General features: G+C 36.3%; 19 protein-coding genes and 1 pseudogene. 14 read left to right on the forward strand and 6 right to left on the reverse strand.

What is annotated here, in order from left to right; translation table 11 throughout:
* Positions 1-249 precede the first annotated feature (249 nt).
* Positions 250-1,455: an MFS transporter gene (locus I5435_RS08525; RefSeq protein ID WP_337983593.1), complete on the forward strand. Its 1,206-nt coding sequence runs from the start codon at positions 250-252 to the stop codon at positions 1,453-1,455.
* Positions 1,456-1,514: 59 nt separating this feature from the next.
* On the opposite strand, the gene I5435_RS08530 is transcribed toward I5435_RS08525, so the two are convergent.
* Entirely contained in the window at positions 1,515-2,762 is a 1,248-nt protein-coding gene (locus tag I5435_RS08530) for a ferredoxin reductase family protein (RefSeq protein ID WP_337983594.1), read from the reverse strand.
* Between the two features lie 217 nt (positions 2,763-2,979).
* On the opposite strand from I5435_RS08530, the gene I5435_RS08535 reads away from it, so the two are divergent.
* The gene (locus tag I5435_RS08535; RefSeq protein ID WP_024363418.1) at positions 2,980-3,468 is read left to right on the forward strand and encodes a metal-dependent hydrolase; all 489 of its coding nucleotides are present in this window, start codon (positions 2,980-2,982) and stop codon (positions 3,466-3,468) included.
* A 96-nt stretch (positions 3,469-3,564) separates the two neighbouring features.
* On the opposite strand, the gene I5435_RS08540 is transcribed toward I5435_RS08535, so the two are convergent.
* Positions 3,565-4,386 (reverse strand): squalene/phytoene synthase family protein, encoded by an 822-nt coding sequence (locus I5435_RS08540; RefSeq protein ID WP_238600186.1) that lies wholly within the window; start codon positions 4,384-4,386, stop codon positions 3,565-3,567.
* Between the two features lie 266 nt (positions 4,387-4,652).
* Between I5435_RS08540 and I5435_RS08545 the strand changes: the two genes are divergently transcribed.
* On the forward strand, positions 4,653-5,387 hold the full coding sequence (locus I5435_RS08545) for an SDR family NAD(P)-dependent oxidoreductase (protein ID WP_024363420.1): 735 nt from the start codon (positions 4,653-4,655) through the stop codon (positions 5,385-5,387).
* Positions 5,388-5,830: 443 nt separating this feature from the next.
* Complete coding sequence (gene coaW, locus I5435_RS08550; protein WP_024363421.1) at positions 5,831-6,667, forward strand: type II pantothenate kinase; 837 nt, start codon at positions 5,831-5,833, stop codon at positions 6,665-6,667.
* A gap of 61 nt (positions 6,668-6,728) precedes the next feature.
* Here coaW and I5435_RS08555 read toward each other — a convergent pair whose 3' ends face one another.
* Complete coding sequence (locus I5435_RS08555) at positions 6,729-9,209, reverse strand: winged helix-turn-helix domain-containing protein (protein ID WP_337983595.1); 2,481 nt, start codon at positions 9,207-9,209, stop codon at positions 6,729-6,731.
* A 208-nt stretch (positions 9,210-9,417) separates the two neighbouring features.
* Here I5435_RS08555 and I5435_RS08560 point away from each other — a divergent pair, with 208 nt between their 5' ends.
* The 3 genes from I5435_RS08560 (at position 9,418) to I5435_RS08570 (ending at position 10,290) form a co-directional block, all read left to right on the forward strand.
* Positions 9,418-9,642 (forward strand): hypothetical protein, encoded by a 225-nt coding sequence (locus tag I5435_RS08560; protein ID WP_024363423.1) that lies wholly within the window; start codon positions 9,418-9,420, stop codon positions 9,640-9,642.
* Positions 9,643-9,658: 16 nt separating this feature from the next.
* Positions 9,659-9,799, forward strand: a complete 141-nt coding sequence (locus I5435_RS08565) for a hypothetical protein (RefSeq protein ID WP_162832722.1) — start codon at positions 9,659-9,661, stop codon at positions 9,797-9,799.
* 164 nt (positions 9,800-9,963) lie between these two features.
* Complete coding sequence (locus I5435_RS08570; RefSeq protein WP_107894102.1) at positions 9,964-10,290, forward strand: DUF3889 domain-containing protein; 327 nt, start codon at positions 9,964-9,966, stop codon at positions 10,288-10,290.
* Between the two features lie 320 nt (positions 10,291-10,610).
* On the opposite strand, the gene I5435_RS08575 is transcribed toward I5435_RS08570, so the two are convergent.
* Positions 10,611-11,165 (reverse strand): DJ-1/PfpI family protein, encoded by a 555-nt coding sequence (locus I5435_RS08575; protein ID WP_337983596.1) that lies wholly within the window; start codon positions 11,163-11,165, stop codon positions 10,611-10,613.
* Between the two features lie 234 nt (positions 11,166-11,399).
* Between I5435_RS08575 and I5435_RS08580 the strand changes: the two genes are divergently transcribed.
* Positions 11,400-11,798, forward strand: a complete 399-nt coding sequence (locus tag I5435_RS08580) for a MarR family winged helix-turn-helix transcriptional regulator (RefSeq protein ID WP_024363426.1) — start codon at positions 11,400-11,402, stop codon at positions 11,796-11,798.
* Between the two features lie 5 nt (positions 11,799-11,803).
* Positions 11,804-12,994, forward strand: a complete 1,191-nt coding sequence (locus I5435_RS08585; RefSeq protein ID WP_025219191.1) for an MFS transporter — start codon at positions 11,804-11,806, stop codon at positions 12,992-12,994.
* Between the two features lie 128 nt (positions 12,995-13,122).
* On the opposite strand, the gene I5435_RS08590 is transcribed toward I5435_RS08585, so the two are convergent.
* Positions 13,123-13,749, reverse strand: a complete 627-nt coding sequence (locus I5435_RS08590) for a C40 family peptidase (RefSeq protein ID WP_337983597.1) — start codon at positions 13,747-13,749, stop codon at positions 13,123-13,125.
* Positions 13,750-13,942: 193 nt separating this feature from the next.
* Positions 13,943-15,151 carry an NO-inducible flavohemoprotein gene (gene hmpA / locus I5435_RS08595; protein WP_337983598.1) on the reverse strand — a complete coding sequence of 403 codons (1,209 nt, stop codon included), beginning with the start codon at positions 15,149-15,151 and terminating at the stop codon, positions 13,943-13,945.
* Between the two features lie 348 nt (positions 15,152-15,499).
* On the opposite strand from hmpA, the gene I5435_RS08600 reads away from it, so the two are divergent.
* The 5 genes and pseudogenes from I5435_RS08600 (at position 15,500) to I5435_RS08620 (ending at position 19,010) form a co-directional block, all read left to right on the forward strand.
* A complete protein-coding gene (locus I5435_RS08600) occupies positions 15,500-15,703 on the forward strand; it encodes a hypothetical protein (protein WP_024363430.1) in 204 nt (67 codons plus the stop codon).
* Positions 15,704-15,732: 29 nt separating this feature from the next.
* Positions 15,733-16,170, forward strand: a pseudogene (locus I5435_RS23160) (WapI family immunity protein).
* Positions 16,171-16,193: 23 nt separating this feature from the next.
* Positions 16,194-16,913: a metallophosphoesterase family protein gene (locus I5435_RS08610; RefSeq protein WP_337983600.1), complete on the forward strand. Its 720-nt coding sequence runs from the start codon at positions 16,194-16,196 to the stop codon at positions 16,911-16,913.
* Positions 16,914-17,068: 155 nt separating this feature from the next.
* On the forward strand, positions 17,069-17,716 hold the full coding sequence (locus tag I5435_RS08615) for a GntR family transcriptional regulator (protein ID WP_024363433.1): 648 nt from the start codon (positions 17,069-17,071) through the stop codon (positions 17,714-17,716).
* A gap of 178 nt (positions 17,717-17,894) precedes the next feature.
* Entirely contained in the window at positions 17,895-19,010 is a 1,116-nt protein-coding gene (locus I5435_RS08620; protein WP_108030501.1) for a M20 metallopeptidase family protein, read from the forward strand.
* The last annotated feature ends 5 nt before the right edge of the window (positions 19,011-19,015 follow it).

A 19,015-nucleotide genomic window follows, 5' to 3' on the forward strand; every position in this document is an offset into this window, starting at 1 on the left:
CAAGATTTATTGTATGGAAAATAAAAATATAGAAAAATAAGTTATTCACTATAAAATTTGATAAATCTAAATCCCCCTGATTTATCAGCTAGCAGAAGGAGACCGTTTGTATGAATCGTCCAATTTAAAAATCGCTCATTTTAATGAATGGTATTTCGTTAAAAATGGGGGAGGCAAGTTTCATGAATCGTCCAATTTAAAATCGCCCATTTCAATGAATTTATTTTCTTGAAAAATGGGGGATAGTTTATGAATTTGGGTAGAAATTTTTGGTTATTACTTGTAGGGCAGTCACTTGCCAATATAGGTGACGTTTTATATATCGTAAGTGTTATTCATATCATTTATCTTTTAACGGGATCAGCTATTGCCGCATCCTTTGTGCCATTTACGATTGCAACATCGATGTTTGTGTCCAGTATATTGACGCCGCTTTTGTTCGAGAAGGTAAATTTAAAGTGGTTAATGGCAGGTTCGCAAATCGGAAAAACGTGTTTATTATTTGCTTTAGGGCTATTGTTAGTTAGCATCTCCACAACAAATTTTTACCTGTTGTTTATTGTCATCAGTATGATTGCATTTCTTGATGGCTGTGCCAACCCAATAAGACAGACATTGGTTCCTCATTATGTGAAGGATGAACAATTATTGAAAGCAAATGGTATAGATGAAGGAGTCACGCAATTTATTCAATCCATTATGTGGTTTGTAGGGAGCCTAATTTTACTTGTTCTCAGCTCTCAGCAACTTATTTGGGTTGTGGGGTGTTTGTTTGCCATAGCGAGTTTTGTATTATCTTTATTAGAAAATGTAGACCAGCCATCACTCGAACAACAAGGGAAAATAGATCAGGTTGTTAAGGGCTGGAAAACATTGTGGAATGCCCCTTTGTTACGTCAAATCGTATGGATTGATATTCTTGAAACCATTGCGGGTACGGTATGGATTGCAGCCATTATATTGGTATTTGTCCATGATGCTTTGCATGTTGACAAGCGGTGGTGGGGCTTTATCAATGGCACATATTTTGTGGGATTAATAGTGGGCAGCATTTATTGTGTGAAATATAGCGCATCCATTGAAAAGAACATAGCGCAAGTGATGGTGATTGGATCATTATTTACGTGTTGTGCTACTATTTTATTTAGTGTCAACAGCATGCCAAACATTGCATTATTTTTAACTTTTTGTGTGGGGCTTTTTGGGCAAATAAAGAGCATCCCACAACATACCGTTATTCAAACAAGTGTTTCAAGAAAGGAATTCTCAGCTGTTTATACGGCTTTAAGCGCTATCTTAACGGGGGGATTTGGCATTGCCTCTTTAGTAATGGGCATAATAGCAGATGTATTCGGCATAAGAATAGTATTTATGATTTCGGGTCTATTACTAGCAATAGTAAGTATCCTAATCGGTAAAAATAGGCAGTTGTTTGTAATCAAAATGAATCAATAATAAAGAGGCTTACATCTCTTCTATGGGATGTAAGCCTCTTTTATTTGGAAATAAGGCTATTATTTAAATTTAAAAGCTTCAAAGTTGACATCGATATCGTTAGTGCTAGATTGTTTAAACTGTTTTGTAAAACGTTTTACCATTTTTTCAGGCCCACACATAAAGATACTCGTATGGGCTGGCACTGAAACATCATCAAATGTCAGCCTGTCCATAGTAGTCGTATCAATAAAATTCACTTTGAAATGTTTATTGTTTTCTGCATATTTTTGCAAAAGATCTTTGTGAATCGCATCGTTGTGCCCACGGTAAGTGTAAAATAATTCAATGTCTCGATCGGTAGGATTAGATTGTAAATAAGATAAAAAAGGTGTAATACCTACACCGCCTGCTATCCAAATTTGCTGCTGATAACCTTTGTCAAAGTCTAGATGACCATAGGGGCCTTCAACGGCTACTTTTGAATCTAATTGTATCAGTGCATTGACCTTTTTAGTAAAATCTCCAAGTGCTTTAATCGTTACATATATTTTTTGCCCATCTCCACCTGAAATAGAGAAGGGATGTGGCGCTTTTTCTAGCCCCGTTTGGAAAATTTTTAAAAAGATATATTGGCCATTTTGATAACTCAGTTTGCGATCTAAAGTTAATTCTAATTCAACAGCACTGTCACCTAATTTCCGAATGCCTGAAACTTTACCCGTATGTTTAAAGCGCATGTCCTGATACATTGTCAGCATGTACAGAGCGGACATAGTCCCGACAATAGCAGTAATGGCCGTAAATATCCCTAAAGGTGTCGGTTGAAATAAATCATATCTACTTGAGAAGTATGCATGGTAAAGACCTAATGCATAAGGAATTAGCAATAGGCGGTGGATATAGCGCCAATGCTCATATTTTAGAAATTTAGCAAATAATGCTATCACTATAAGTCCGATAAAGCCATTTTGCGCCAGCTCTCCAAGTTCTTTTGCAAATTCACTTAGCGGCGTTTCAATAGCTTGGTCTCCATGAGGGACCAAATCCTGTAATTGACTGTGTAGAATGACCAACCCTAATGACAAAATCGCCAAATATTTATGGTACATATAAACATATTCTAAGCCGTGAAACCATTTTTCAAGAATTTTCACTCGTGTTGCTAATAAAAATACTAGAAAAAATCCAGTAATCGACAATCCGCCGACGATGTGACTAAGCTTATTTAACACATGTATCGTTTCAATCGGAGTGGCAAAATACCATAGTAAGCAGCTGCCACACATTGTTATTAAAATAAATAGCATTCCTTTATACGATTTCATATTAACCTCCAGTAATCATTTTTCTCTCTCGACATACTAGATATACACTAAGTTACTGAATTATTTCTGATATTTTGATGTTCGTGTAATAAAATTTTAAAAAGATAGAACGTTGTAAAATAAAAACGTATGTTTGGAATGTATGTTCTATTTTAATGAGGAATATGGTACAGTAGAAAAGTAACATGTTTAATACATAAAAAGTGAGGTAGATATCATGCAAGGGAATACACATATTGTTGGAGGCATCACAGCAAGCCTTGCTTTTGCACAAATTTCGAATGATAATCCATTTGTATTAGTAGGAGCGGGTGTACTTGGTGCATTACTTCCAGATATTTGCCACGGAGGAAGTAAAATCGGGAGAACCTTTCCTCTTATTTCAAAAATGGTAAACAAGCTATTTGGACATCGCTCTTTTACACATAGTTTATTGTTTGTGGTTCTTGTCGCGCTATTGTTACAGACAATTATTCCATATCCGTCGATTGTTGCGGGACTTTTAATAGGGATGTCGAGTCACATTATATTGGATATGGGAACGAAACAGGGAGTGAAGCTTTTCTTTCCGTTCAACATGTCGGTTCGTTTTCCACTAACAACAAGAACAGGTGGAAAAGTAGAAAAGATTGTATTTACATTATTATCTGTACTTTCGCTATACTTGAGCTATGAGCTGATTAGTCGATTTATCAGCGAAATATAAAAGCAAAGCCCTTGTCTTAAGCTTACTTAAGACAAGGGCCTATGCATTTTTATAAATTGAAGTGAATTGTTTGAATTGTTTGGGTGTCAGGCACCTCTATTCTCCTTGCACTTCTTCTACTGTTTGCTCCACTTCTGCGCGTGTCATTTTTTCACGACCTTCTTGCATCGCTTTTAATGTTTTGTGCGCTAGCGCAAGTGGGAGTCGGCAGAACAATAGAATGGTACGCTTATTAATAGCCTTTATATAAAGGTCTGCTTTGGCTAAGTTTTCCTCTGCATAGGCAAATAAATCTTCTCGTGTCCAACCGTCCGGCACGAAGCTTACACCACGCTCATCTAAATCTTCATGCTGGTTACGTAAAATATTGACGGCTTGAAGTCCGCGACCATAGCCAATCGCTAAATCACGATCTGTTTGAATGCCTGCACCCCACGCCCATAACTCTGACAGCATTGTTCCAACGAGACCTGCCACATAGTATGTATAGTCATCCAAATCTTCACGTGTATGCACTTGCCAGTTGGCTTTTGCCCATTTTCCCATGCCATAAGCCATTTCACTTGTAGAAGCTTGGACAATTTTTCGAGATCCATCTGGACAAAATGTTAACCAATCTGCTAGGCGAAGGGAAACTTCCGGCAGTTGATCGGCATATGGAGCTAATAAGGTTTGATATGCTTCAGCATCGAATTCATTTTTTAATAATTCACTTATTGCTGAAAGTAAATCAAACTTCACATCATTCGATAGCTTTTCATGGTCTTCAATTTCGTCAATGGCACGCATCGCTAAATAAGCAGCGGCAACAGACATTTTTAAATCATTTTTTAAAAAAGTAATAGGTATATAAAATGTGCGACTCGTTTCTTTTAAAACATGCATCGCTTCTTTATAAAGTGTTTTTTGATCTTTCACTTGTATTCCTCCGTTCAAATGGTCAAGCCTCTATCTATATCGTATCGCAAAACAGGAGAAAGATAAAACAGATTGTTTAAATTCTAGTCATAATCTTTGAAAACACTTCAAATATATGATAAAGTTTAATAGTAAACTATTTAAAGCTATACAGTATTTGAATATCGGTATTAGTTTTAAAGTACTTGGTGACTGTTGGTATAAAAAGATACGTTACAGCGCTTAAGACGCTTAGGCGAAATAGAACAGAGAGGAAGTTTTTATTTATGGGTCGTTTAGACAACAAAATTGCAATTATTACAGGTGGCGCATCAGGTATGGGTGCTTCAATGGCAGAATTATTCACGAAAGAGGGCGCAATCGTTATTGCTGCGGATATTAACGAAGAAAATCTAGCTAAAATTTCTGAATTAGAAAATGTGGAAGGTATGAAATTAGATGTTTCATCTGATGAAAACTGGGCTGCATTTACAAAAGCAGTTATTGAAAAATACGGTCGAATTGATATTTTAATCAACAATGCTGGTATTTCTTCACAAAAATCTCCACAAGATATTACAGACCAAGATTGGGCGATTATGCACAAAATTAACTCATTCGGTCCGTTTTTAGGAATTAAACACGTTTCTAAATACATGAAAGAGGCAGGTAAAGGCTCAATCGTTAATACATCTTCATACACAGCTATTATCGGTTCTGGCTTAAATTCATATACAGCATCAAAAGGTTCTTTACGCGCCATCGCACGTGCTGCGGCTGCTGAATTAGGAAAATCTAATATTCGTGTAAACACAGTATTCCCAGGTGTAATTGAAACACCAATGACTGCGAACATCGGTCAATTCAAAGAAGCAATGGATATGTTAGTTCGTGCTACTCCAATGGGTCGTCTTGGCCAACCAGAAGAAGTTGCCAATGCTATTTTATTCTTAGCATCTGATGAAGCTTCATATATTACAGGTGGCGAACTAGTAATTGATGGCGGATATTCTGCACAATAATTATGTTTGCTTGTTAGAATTCATACGATTTCAAAAAGAGTTCACTGTTTTGACAGGGGCTCTTTTTTTACATAAATTTATATAATTTGTTTAATTTATCTATTTAACGAGCTTTTTTTCATGTTATTTTACATGAAAGTTTGCCAAGTTATTGCACAATCATTTCAACAGCGGTAAAGTTTAGGGAGAGCGAATATTCAATTATGCCTCGGCGTAATGATCGCTGACCTTTCGCTTTCGCGCAAAATAAAGTGCGTCAGGATTTTGAATTGTGCATACACAAAAAACTCCTTTTGAAATCCGTGACAATCGCCGGAGGCATGAACTTTTATTAGTTAGCGTTTAGACACACGCTGAATAAAAGAGTAAACTAGTATTCATATTCAACTAACCATCTATTTAGGTAGAAAAATTTCTGCTGAATAAAGTTAAAGGAGAATGGTATGCCAAAGGCTATAGGTATTGATGCAGGTGGCACATTGACGAAGGTTGCTTATTTAGACGAGCACAATGAGCTTATTTTAACAACTTTTCCGTCTAATGATTTGCAGTCTGTAATGGAGTGGATTCGAAATAATCCAGATATTGAGGATATTGGTGTTACGGGGGGGCGTACAGAACAATTACTTGATGTCATCAAAACAATGAAATCGATTCATTATATAGTAGAGTTTGAAGCTACATTGAAGGGAGTTCGTTTTTTACTAAATAAAGAAGGATACTTCTTCGAGCGTAGTATGATTACCAATATCGGTACAGGAACTTCAATCCATTATATGGAGGGGAACACCCATATACGTGTAGGAGGGACAGGCGTTGGGGGCGGAACCTTGATTGGATTGTCAGCGCTTACAACAGGGATTACAGATTACAATGAAATCCGAGAGATGGCTACAAAGGGTAATCGTGAAGGTGTAGACTTGCTTGTCAAAGATATTTATCAAGGTATGGATACACCTATTGACGGGCATTTAACGGCAAGTAATTTTGGTAAAGTCAGTATTACTGAGGAATTGAAACAGCCTGCTGAGGATATTATTGCGACTGTTCAAGGCCTCGTTGGTGAGGTTATCACGACGCTTAGTATTCAATATGCCGAGGAAAAAAATGCACAACATATTGTGTATATTGGCTCTACCTTAAGTTATAATGAACATCTTGCACAAGTCATTGCTAATTATACACGCACGAAAAAGCATACACCTGTTTTTATCAATGACCACGGTTTTTCCGGTGCAGTCGGTGCCCTACTTAACATAACTGAATATACAATTGTCTAAAGGACAAATAAAAATGTACATCCCTAACGATTTTAGTGATGTACATTTTTTTTACGAATGGCTATCGTTGGTTTTTAAGTGCAATTACTTTCGCTCTTGAATTGACACCTAGCTTACTATAAATAGTAGATAAATAAACGCGAACTGTACCATTAGATAAATGCAGTTGTTTGGCTATTTCTTGATTACTCAGCCCTTTTGTTAATAAATCGAAGAGTTCTTGTTCGCGCGGGGTAAGTAAATCAGTCGGTTCCTTCTTCACTGTACAATTTTTTTGTAAATAGTCAAAATAACTTTTAGGGACAGGATTCCATTTAGATGTTAAGGACTCTAATTGAAAATACTGGTTGAGAAGGGGCAGTATTTCTTTTTCGTCTAAAAGGGTTCGTACGTAGTAAAACTTTGCTGCCAATTGTAGCGCTTCGTGTAAAGTATCTAAAGCTATATCATGGTTGTCTAAACGTAGTTGGCAAACGGCTTCAAGAATGGTTGCTTCAATAATTGTCCCAACTTGCTCGTCTTGTTGTGCTTTTGTTTTAACTTGTACAACGATAGATAATGCATCATTTGGTTGTTTCTTTAATAATAATAATCTAGCATACACTAGCATCCAAAATGGCTGTTTCGTTTTTGTAGCCTGTAGGATAGACTCTGCACGCTCGTCATCACCCTCCACAATGTAACAAAAAGCAATCATAATTTGGATAGTATTCCGCCAATGTTTTTCAACAACATCTTCTAACAATTGTGTCAGCATAGCGCGCGCTGTATTGGTTTGCTGTTGATGCATGTAAATGTTAGCCTTTAGCAAATACATAGGAACAAATAAGTTAGGATCTGGCTGTTGTTGAGTTAATTGGATTGCAATATCAAGCTCCTTTTGCGCATCTTCTAGTAAATTTCTCTCATAGTACACCTCAGCAGCAATGCCAGATATATAGGCGGTCACATATAATGTTTTAAAATTTGTATCCCGAAATAGCTGTGTAATTTTTGGAACTTCATCCATTGCGGGTAATTTGCCTTTTGAAGCTAAATTTGTGCGCGAAAGTTTATATTCAAAATTATTGTAGGGCATTCGTACTTTATCCCAACGACACGGAGCTTGTTGTGTAGTGAGCTGTTTTTCTAATATTTCTTTCACGGTTTGTAATTTCCCACCCGAGGCAACTAAGGCATATGCTTTGGTTCGTTCGTAAATATTCGCGATAGCTATATTTTCTTTTTGTTCCATCCATTGTTCACTGAGTTGACGCTGTTCAAGCTCTTCCATTATGGAGGTAGCGGTTGTCATTTCTAATATTGAAATTGCACGTTCATAGCCCAAAATAAGCATTTCATAACGGACTGTTTGTTGATTGTCTCTTAGCTGTTGTAACCAGCGCATGAAAGTTGCAGTTTGACCTGATAAAAAAAGTTGAACAAGATGATGAGAGATCCATTGTTGGGCTTGCTCATATAGATGATGTTTTAATGCTAATTCAATCGCGGAAGTGTAATCACCTTTTCCATAAATTAATTGAACCGTTTTTTCGACAAGGGACTTTATTTCTTGTTCGGTATATTGCTTCATCAGTTCTTCTTGTAATGCCTCAGCAAATAAATGGTGATAGCGGAAAACAAGTTTTGATGATTGAAGACAAACTGTGAACAAGCCATTTTCTTCTAAATAAGCTAATAGTTCTGCACTATTCGTCTCCTCTATTAATTGGTCACATATAGCAGGCTCTAATTCATGTAAAAAAGAGGTTTTTAACAGAAAATTTTGTATTGTTTTTGGGAGTTTATGAATAATGCCTTGCCACAAAAAATTAGAAATAAATGGTTGTACTTCATTAAAATTAGTTAGACTCGTTAATAGTAATCCTGCGATCCATCCTTCTGTTTTATTTTGTATTGTTTGTAATTGGTGTTCGTTTAATGAGATTGAATTTTTTAAGGAAAAAAACTGCTTTGTTTCTTGGTAAGTAAAGGGTAAATGTTCGGTATTACATTCATGTACCCATTGTTTTACTCGCCATATCGCAATTGGTAATGGAAGAGCTGTTCGAGTAGTCAAATATATGTGAACATAAGATGGTAGTTGTTCGATTAGTTTAATCATCGTGCGATGAATTGTTTCGTTTTCTATCAAATGGTAATCGTCCATTACAAGATGAAAGCTTTTTTTAGCCGTATTTAGTTCATGGATAAACGACTCCATCAGAAAATCGAAAGTGGAAACATCTTGCCCTTGTAATAGTGGTGCGAGCACTTTATCGACATCGGTTTCACAGGCTTGCGCTACTGCCTGAAAGACAAAAGTCCAATATCTGATTGGATCATTATCTGCTTGGTCTATGGCGACCCAAGCAATTGGTTGTTGAGAATGGATAAGCCATTGACTTAAAAGTGTTGTTTTGCCGTAGCCTGCTGGCGCGCGAAGTATTGTAATCCTTTTCTGGTCATTTTCACGAAAGAAATCATGTAATCTAGGTCTTTCAATTGTTTCGGTCGTACTATAAGGCACATTTAATTTCGCGGATGATAGAGAACTTGACATGGTATGTCTCCTTTTATGATTTAAGTTATGACGTACAGTGAAAGTATTATGTAGTATATCTTCTTATAATATATGAAGTTTGCTAGATTGTTTATTCCAATTTGTCAGTATGGTAAGTCTTACAGTAGTTGGAATTTTTCCATTGAAGTTTTCACCATAGCATAAAACCTTCACGCGTGCGCACATTACAAGGAGGAGGTGAAAATCTGTGGGAAATAGAAATAATAAAAATAACAATAAAACAATGAATAAAAGAACACATAATCCTTTTGGAACGTATAAAAGTAAAGACCTTGATGATAGTAATAGTAACAATAACAACCCAAATGATAATTTAAACGAAGAATTCAGTGCAGAATTTGATGCTAAAGCGAAAAACAAAAACAATAAAACGAACCATGATAAAAACCAACAATCCAATAAAAAGAACTAAAATGGGGGAGTTAGCAATGGCAAAGAAAAGTAAAACAAGTTTCAAAAAGAAAAAGAAAGAAGATACACATAAAAGAAATGATCGGGAAGAATATTCAGCCGAATTTAATCAAGTTATTCATAATAATCCCCAGCAACCAAGCAAAAAAAGTCGTTAAGTAATTTAAGTGGAATGCTCCAAGTTACTATTTGGAGCATTTTTTAGTTTCAGCAAGGCTAAACAAATACATACATCTAAACGATTCGATTTTCTTTATTTTGCTTAAGGCATAATGATTTTTAGGATGTTGCACATTCTATAAAAAAGAAAGGGGCTTACAACATGCGAAAAATACTTGCAGCACTTGGGATTATGATGACAGTATTGGCGCTTCCACAACAAATGCCAGATGCCAATGCTCAACAACAAACGCCTGCTTATGCAAAATGGGGCAAGCTTGCGATTGAAAAAACACAGTCATCCTATCCTAATTCAAAAATTATTGATTATTTGCATGAAGGCAGTGAAATAAAAGAAGGTGCAACGATTGAAAAATTTAAACTGTGGTTACAAGAGGGTGACAAAGAATTTGGTGTTTATGTAACAATAAAATATACGACCAAAACACAACAAGTAGTTGATATCGAGCTTCAGGAAACGTCGAAATAGAGGCTGGGACATATGAGAAAAAGTGTTAGATTGAACCTAATCAATCTAACACTTTTTTGCTATGCCGTTGTTATCCGCTACAGCGGTGCTTTCCGCTCAGCACCGTAAGCCGCAACCCTCGCTAACGCGCGGTCTGCCCGCGTCTTACATTGTGTACTGTTCCCGCCGGAGTCACCACCTCCGCTACCAACAACTAGTGAACACTTCTAATTTTTTTAATTACAAAAGCAAGAATAGCTAAGTTCCCATATAGCAAAAAATTATGAACACATTTCGTCTGTTTCTTAATTTTTTTTAGTTATGTCCCAACCTCTTCTTCCTTATGCTTCTATTTTTTTGATAAACTCACGCATTAATCCAGGTAAATCTGGCCATGCATGACCACTGACAAGGTTACCATCGGAGTGCAGATTTGCGTCAATATACGTACCGCCTGCGACTTGAACTTCCGGTTTGCAGGCGATATAAGCTGTTAGTTCGCGCCCTTTTAGGACTGCCGGTATTGTCGCGAAAATTTGTGCGGCATGGCAAACAGCTGCGATTGGTTTATTTGCTTCAAAGAAATGGCTTACAAGCGCCGGAACATGCTCGTTTAATCGGATGTATTCAGGGGCACGCCCACCAGGAATAATTAAACCATCAAATTGTGCTGGATCGATATCCGCGAAGGCTGCATTTGCTTCTATGCCATATGCTGGACGCTCGATATACGTATCCACACCATCCACAAAATCATGACAAACCGTTTGCATCTTTTTTACTGATGGAGCAGCAATAGTGACATGATAGCCCGCCTCTAAACAGCGGTAATATGGATAGTAAATCTCTAAAGCTTCTACTGCATCACCTGCGATAATTAGTATGTTTTTCCCCATGTTTCCATCTCCCTTTTTTAGTCTAGTAGCTTTATTCGACATTTACTATAAATTCCCTGCTAGTAGGGGTAAAACAGGACATATTGCCACTAAACTCGTGAGAATCGCCACAAACCATAAGAAAAACGCCATAAAATGCATGCGCAACGCCAGTATAAATATCTTCCTTTACAACATAAAAAATGAGGCGTATAGTATTTATTTAGCTAGGTAAATAAATGAGGGGGAGATACAATGAATCCAATTTTCCATGCATTATTTCAAAAAAGTCGATATTTAACGAATTGTTTAAACGAAGTTTTAAAACAACATCAGTTGTATAGTTCGCAATGGACCATTTTATATTGTTTACATAAGCACGGTTCAATGACTTTGACACAAATTTGGAAGTATTTAAATGTCGAGGCGCCAAGTATAACAAGAGCTATATCGCGGCTTGAAGATTTAGGCTGGGTGGAAAGAGTTGAAGGAGAAGATAAGCGCGAAAAAATTGTGACATTATCAGCCATGGCGGAAGAACGTTTACCGATTATTACAAAAACGATATTAGCATTTGAAGCAGAAATGGTTGGTTCCCTGACTGAAGAAGAACAGTCACAATTTATAAATCTATTGCAAAAAATGAAAGGTTGATTGATATGCAGCAAGAGGAAAACACACAAATATGGACGAAGCGGTTCATTAGTTTATTTTTAACAAATATAGCGGTATTTTTTGTTTTTTATGGTCTAGTCACAACTTTACCTTTATATGCGATTGGTGAACTGCACCAAACGGATAAAGAAGCGGGATTATTACTATCGGGGTTCTTGTTATCTGCCATTATAGTACGCCCGTTTTCTGGTAAGTTATTAGACGTGTTCGGTAAGAAAAAGCTATTAGTTATCGCAATTGCAGGCTATTTTTTATGTACCATTTTATATTTATTTATTCATCCATTTGGCCTTTTATTAACTTTGCGCTTTGTGCAAGGGATTTTCTTTAGCATTATTACGACAGCAGCCGGTTCTTTAGCGGCTGATATTGTGCCGGCAAGCCGTAAAGGAGCAGGGCTAGGCTATTTTACAATGTCCACAAATTTAGCCGTAGTCATTGGTCCTTTTATCGGTTTACTACTAATTCAATATAGTAGTTTTAATGTTTTGTTTATCGTTATGAGTATCTGTATTTTAGTAGGGGGTATACTAGCTGTAACAGTTGATACAGAGGATTTACCCAAGCCTGAACATACGGGGAAATTGACATTTAAGTTTGATGATTTATTTGAACGGAAAGCATTGCCAGTAGCTGCCATTGCAAGTATGGTCGCGTTTTCTTATGCAAGTGTGTTATCATTTTTGTCAGTATACGCACAGCAAAAAGATTTAATGGCTGTGGCAAGTCTTTTTTATGCTGTATTTGCAGCCGCTATGTTAATTACACGACCTTATACTGGCAAGCTTTATGATACGAAAGGACCGCAGTTTGTTATTATCCCCGGTATTATTTCTTTCGCAATTGGACTAATCCTCCTTGCTAATGTTGCAGGAGCAGCACTATTTTTAGTTTCGGCCATTTTTATTGGCTTTGGTTACGGTGCTGTGACGACAAGCTTGCAAGCTCTAGCAGTTCAATCAACCGCTCATACTCGTAGTGGCTATGCAACCGCAACATATTTTACAATGTTCGATCTTGGTATTGCCCTTGGATCCTATATTTTAGGTATGGTCGCGGTGCAAGTAGGGTACGCTTCCGTCTATTTTACAGCAGCAGCTGTACTTGGGATTGTTTTTATTATCTATTTGCTTCGTTTAGCAAAATTAAAAGCCAAGAAAGTAGCACACACGTAACATATTTGTGAATGCCGATAAACCTAGAAATCGCCCATTACGATTGTAAAGGGCGATTTTATTTTGTGATTAGCCTGAATGCTATAAAAAAAGATAAACAGTTAGGGCATGCCTAACTGTTTTATAAATCATGATAAGCGTCCATAACCTACAAAATGTTTCTTCCAGTAGGAGCTGTGAATGTTGGCAATGCTAACACCGCCATTACTAGCATTAATCATTTGGTTATTGCCAATATAAATACCTGCATGTGAAATGCCTGCTTTATAAGTATTGGCGAAAAATACTAAATCCCCAACTTGTGGTGATGTTATTTTTTTTGCAGCATAATAAAAGCCTGCTGCTGATTTGCGGCTTGTCGAAATACCAGCATTATTATAAACATAAGTAATGTAGCCTGAGCAATCAAATCCTGTGCTCGGTTTGCTACCACCAAATGTATACTTTACACCTAATTGCTGTTTGGCAACTTGAACAAGGCTTTTCGGTGCGCTCGGGGTTGCTGGAACTTTTGCAGGCGTGCTATTCAGCGTTAATTTTTGTCCAACACGAATATTTGAAGAAGTTAAGTTATTCCATCTCATCAATGTTTGATAAGAAATGCCGTTTTGACTGGCAATTTTCCATAGAGAATCCCCAGATTTCACTGTATATGTTGCAGCAGATGCTGTGTCAATTGTTGAAAAAAGTACAGAAGAGCCTAAAGCTAATACTGCTAATTTCATCCCCCACTTATTTCGTTTATTCTTTTTCATGATATGTATCCTCCTAAAAACATTAAAACGTATTACTTGGTACAATAATGATATTAACATGCTAATATTACAGTTCTATGTCAACAAAATAACATTAAGGATACAATTCATATAGTAATGGAGGAACGCTAATTAAGCTTATGACTTAAGCAATAGAAAAAACTAGCCCTGCGCATACAGGGCTAGTCCATTGTTACTTTGTATTTAATTGTAGTGCGGGACCGAAAAATTCGTAATGGATTTGACTGTCAGCGATATTGCATTCGTGTAAAGCATTTACTGCTGCTTCCATAAACGGAGTTGGGCCACAAATGTATACTTGCGTATCTAGTGTTAACAGAGGTCGAAGCACATTCGCATTAATGTACTCCTTATTATCAGAATACAACACTTTATGATGGGCATTGCTGTCTTTTTTGAATACGCGGAACAGCTTGCTTAAACCAGTAGGACCATTTAAAGCATTCATTTTATTTTGAATATCTTCATGGAAAGCAAGGACCTGTTCATTCCGTGCACATTGGAGAAACGTAACATTTTCTTTATTTTCAATCGTTTGTAACATCGCATTTAACGGTGTTACACCAATACCACCACTAATGAATAGTACGGGAGCACTTGTTGGCTCATATGTGAATACACCGGCTGGTGCACTAACATCAATAATTGTTCCAAGTGCAGCATCATGTAAGAAGTTGGAAACTTTCCCTTTTGGACTGTGTGCACTTTCTCGTTTCACAGAAATTCGGAATTCTTGCCCATTACTTGCTTGGGATAATGTATATTGACGATTTAATAAATAATCTTCACCTGGAATTGTTACACGAATAGAAACATATTGGCCCGGTTTGTACGCAGGTACTTTTGAGCCGTCTATTGGTTGCAAGTAAAAGGATGTAACATCATCGCTTTCTTTGACAGTGCGCGTAATTTTGAATTGTTTAAATGCGCGCCAGCCATTATTTTGTTCTGCCGCTTTATATAAATCTTCTTCCACTGAAATAAAGATATCTGCAATCACACCATACGCTTTGCCCCAAGCTTCGATGATTTCATCAGTTGCTGCATCACCTAAAACTTCTTTAATAGCTGCAAGCAAGTATTGACCGACAATTGGATAATGCTCAGGTAAGACGCCAAGACTTACATGTTTATGTGCAATTTGTACGACAACTGGTACGATCGGTTCTAAGTTATCGATATGTTGTGCAGCGGCATACACTGTATTTGCTAAAGCGCCCTGTTGGCGACCTTTTGTTTGATTAGTATGGTTGAAAATATTTAATAGTGATGGATTATCTTTAAATAAATTGTGATAGAAAGTTTTTGTAATGGCTACACCGTGTACCTCCAAAACCGGTACTGTGGATTTAATCACGTTAATTGTATGTTGATCTAACATGTTGAACACGTCCTTTCGTGCTTTACTATATGCTTAAACAATCTTTAAAGCAATATATAAAATACATCTTTAACAAAATGGACACAAACATGTATCTGTAATACTTCTTTTGGTTAAAAGTTCTTCGCGTTGTTTGGCACTAAGATGAATATAGTAGAATTACGATAAAAGGAGATATTTTTAGAGATTGTTTGTTGAAAAACTATTAGTAAATGTGAACGATTACTTTGAAATGAAACGAAATAATTATTCGGTCGTAAATATAGTAAGGATAAGCATACATTTTTTAACTATGAATAATATGGCATCTATTGAACTTTTACATAGATCAAATAAGGAGGTTTTCGCGTGAATCAATATCCGACAATAACGGAATGTCCAAAATGTGGTGGACTAGAATTAGGGAAGGGAAAACATAGTGGTTATGCATTAATGCACCCAGTGAACAAGATGAGCTTTGGCTCAGAAGTTGAATATATTCTTTGTACAGACTGCGGTTTTATTATCGAAAGCTATGTCAAAAAGCCCGAGAAATTTAAAGGGACACTTTAAGGTTTATTTTGATTGAGGAGGTGATTTAAATGAAATTTTATATACTAGGGGAAAAAAATGAACGAATAGAAATTGAAGTACTAATAAGAAGTTACCCTAATAGCACAGATTATTGGGATGCCAATTGGATTACATCAACGATAAAAATAGAAATCCCAGGTTACTTAGTTCAATTTACTGCAGATTTAAGAACAGACGAATTAAGGGATTTTCTTGCTGAATTAACTATGATAAGTAGTGATTTAAGTGGTAAAGCAATGCTATTAAATATGGAAGATTATATATAACTTGAATGTCAAATGAACAAGATGGGACAACTATTGTGGTCAGGTCAAACATGTTATCCAGTAGGCAACGGAGCGGTGTTAAAATTTGAATTTAAATCTGATCAATCCTATTTGCAAAGATTAGTAAAGGAAGTAGAAGACATTTTGCTAGTTTTTCCAGTAATAGGTAATCCTGATTAGGTGGGATAAGAGGAGGAAGCTTTGTGACGAAAATTGCAATTATCTCGGATATCCATGGAAATAAAACGGCATTGGAAGCAGTTTTAAAAGATATTCGCTTAAGAAAAATTGAAAGAATTTTTTGTTTAGGTGATTTAATTGGCAAAGGTCCGCGTGGATCTGAATGTATAGAACTTATCCAAAAGAATTGCGAACGAGTTGTGCGAGGCAATTGGGACGTATTTATTCAATCGCCTACAGACAATGATTTTATTCAGTGGTTCAAAAATAGATTAACAATAAAAGATTATCAGTATTTAAAATCGTTACCATTTCACATTGATCTCGAATTAAATGGACAATTGATAAGGTTTTTCCATGCGTCTCCAAGAAGTGAATTTGAGCGTATTTTGGATAGTCATCCACTTGAGAAGCGATTATCTATGTTTGACAATAGTACAATAACCGATCCAAACCATAACAATAAAATTCCTGATATTGTATTCTACGGCGATATTCATACAACTTTTTTACATACATATACAAATGGTATTTTGTGTAACGTGGGGAGCGTCGGCAATTCACTGGATTTAACTTCAGCTTCCTATGCAATACTAGATGGAACCTATGCAAACAATGCTATTCAATTTATTAGGGTAAAGTACGATAGAGAGGCTGAGCTTCAGGTTGCACAAGCGTTGGGTTTACCTCAATTCGATAAATACTATGATGAAATTATGTTAGCGAAATATCGCAATGTATAATGGTTTTTTAATATATTTGTAAAGTAACATAAGAGGGAAAGCGATTTAACAAATAAAAATCCATTTCATGACTATGGCTAAGATACTTGAAAAAAGTGTATAGTGTATAGTAGATAAAAAGGATTGTAAAAATATTATTAAATAGAGGTTACTTTATGAATAATTATTTATCGTTAAAAGACCATGTTTATAATTATATCGTAGATCAAATCAACAACGGGAATCTGATTGCTGGAAAAAAGGTCAATGAAAGTGCGATTAGTGAAAGCTTAAATGTTAGCAGGACACCCGTTAGAGAGGCATTAATACAATTGTCTTCTGAAGGGTTATTAGAAAATGTGCCAAGAAAAGGGTTTGTAATTAAAAACCTAACAACAGAAGAAGCGAAAGAAACGTATTTTATTATTGGGGCATTAGATGGTTTAGCTGCTTCATTAGCAGCCCCTTTTTTAACAGAGAAACATATGAATGAAATGGAGTTTTATATTCAAAGTATTGATTTAGCCATTAATACTGGTAATTTCTCGATGTATCATAAAATGCAGGAAGCTTTTCATGGCGTCTATCTTTCTGTCTGCCCAAATAAAAGTCTTGTAAATCTTCTTTTACAATTACAAAAAAAGTTTTTGAAAAACTTCGCTCATTCTGGTGAGGCAGAACTGACAAAGAAAAGATTGTCTCAAACTAATAATGAACATCGAAAAATGATGGAATTATTTAAAAAAGGTGAGCTAGCTGAACTAGAGAGATACATGAAAGAAGTACATTGGAATATTGATAAAGCAGAGCTTATCCCACTTTAGGATGAAAAATGCTCGCTTATACACAAAAAATAATTCTGTCTTTAAAAAGACAGAATTATTTTTTTTGTTGAAAAAATTAAAATATAAAATATAATATACAATATACATTATACGAATTTGTATAAATTGAAAGCGTTAGGGATTAAAAAATCTGGTTATTTTAGGAGGGAATTACACAGTGAAAAGTTTAAATTTCGATTTAGCAAAACAATTGCGACACGAATTGCATCAACATCCGGAACTTTCGAACGAGGAAGTGTGGACAAAGCAACATTTAATCAATTTTTTGAAAACGTATACAAATCTAGAAATTGTAGATAAAGGAAACTGGTTTTATGCCATTTACTATGCCCAATCAGCTACGCAAAATATCGCGTTCCGTGCAGATTTTGATGCACTTCCGATGGATGAAGTAATTGATCTTCCTTGGGCTTCTCAATTTCCAGGTAAAGCACATAAATGTGGACATGACGGTCATGCAGCGACTTTAGCGGGTTTGGCACTGGAAGTCGATCAAATGGGCGCTGATAAAAATATCTTTTTCCTCTTTCAGCCTGCGGAAGAAACGGGCGATGGAGCCATTCAATGTGTCGATTTTATTAAAGCACATAATATTGATGAAATTTTCGCCTACCATAATATGAGTGGGCTCGCTTATAAAACCGTCGGAATTATTGATGGTACAGCCTTATGTGCTTCTAAGGGTATGACCATCCATATGGAAGGTTCACCTACCCATGCCAGTCAGCCGGAAAAGGGCATTAATCCAGCATTTGCGATTGCGAACATTGTCCAAGCAATTCCTGATTTTACAGCTCCAGAACGCCATAATGGGCTTGTCCTTTGTACAGTTGTACATATTGATGTTGGAGAAAATGCTTTTGGTATCGCAGCTTCGAAAGGGGATCTACGTTTAACGATACGTGCCCTATATGAAGAGGAACTCAATACGCTTCAAGAAAACCTTGAACATTTTGCCAAAGTTCAAGCGCAACAATACGGCTTACAGGTAAGTTTTCACTACAATGATGAATTCCCGGAAACGGTCAATCACAAAGAAAGTGTAGATAAGATTCGTTGTGCTGCAAAATCGGAAGGTATCGCATTCGTTGAATTGAGCGAAGCTTTTCGAGGGTCTGAAGATTTTGGACACTTTACGAAGTTAACAAAAGGAGCCTATTGTTTCATAGGGAATGGTGAAGATTACCCACATGTCCATACACATGAATATGATTTCCGTGATGAATTAATTGAATCGGGTGTGGAGCTTTTTAAAGCATTAATTAAATACTAATTTTG

The organism is Lysinibacillus sp. C5.1, assembly GCF_016350185.1.
In the GTDB taxonomy this organism is placed as follows: domain Bacteria; phylum Bacillota; class Bacilli; order Bacillales_A; family Planococcaceae; genus Lysinibacillus; species Lysinibacillus sphaericus.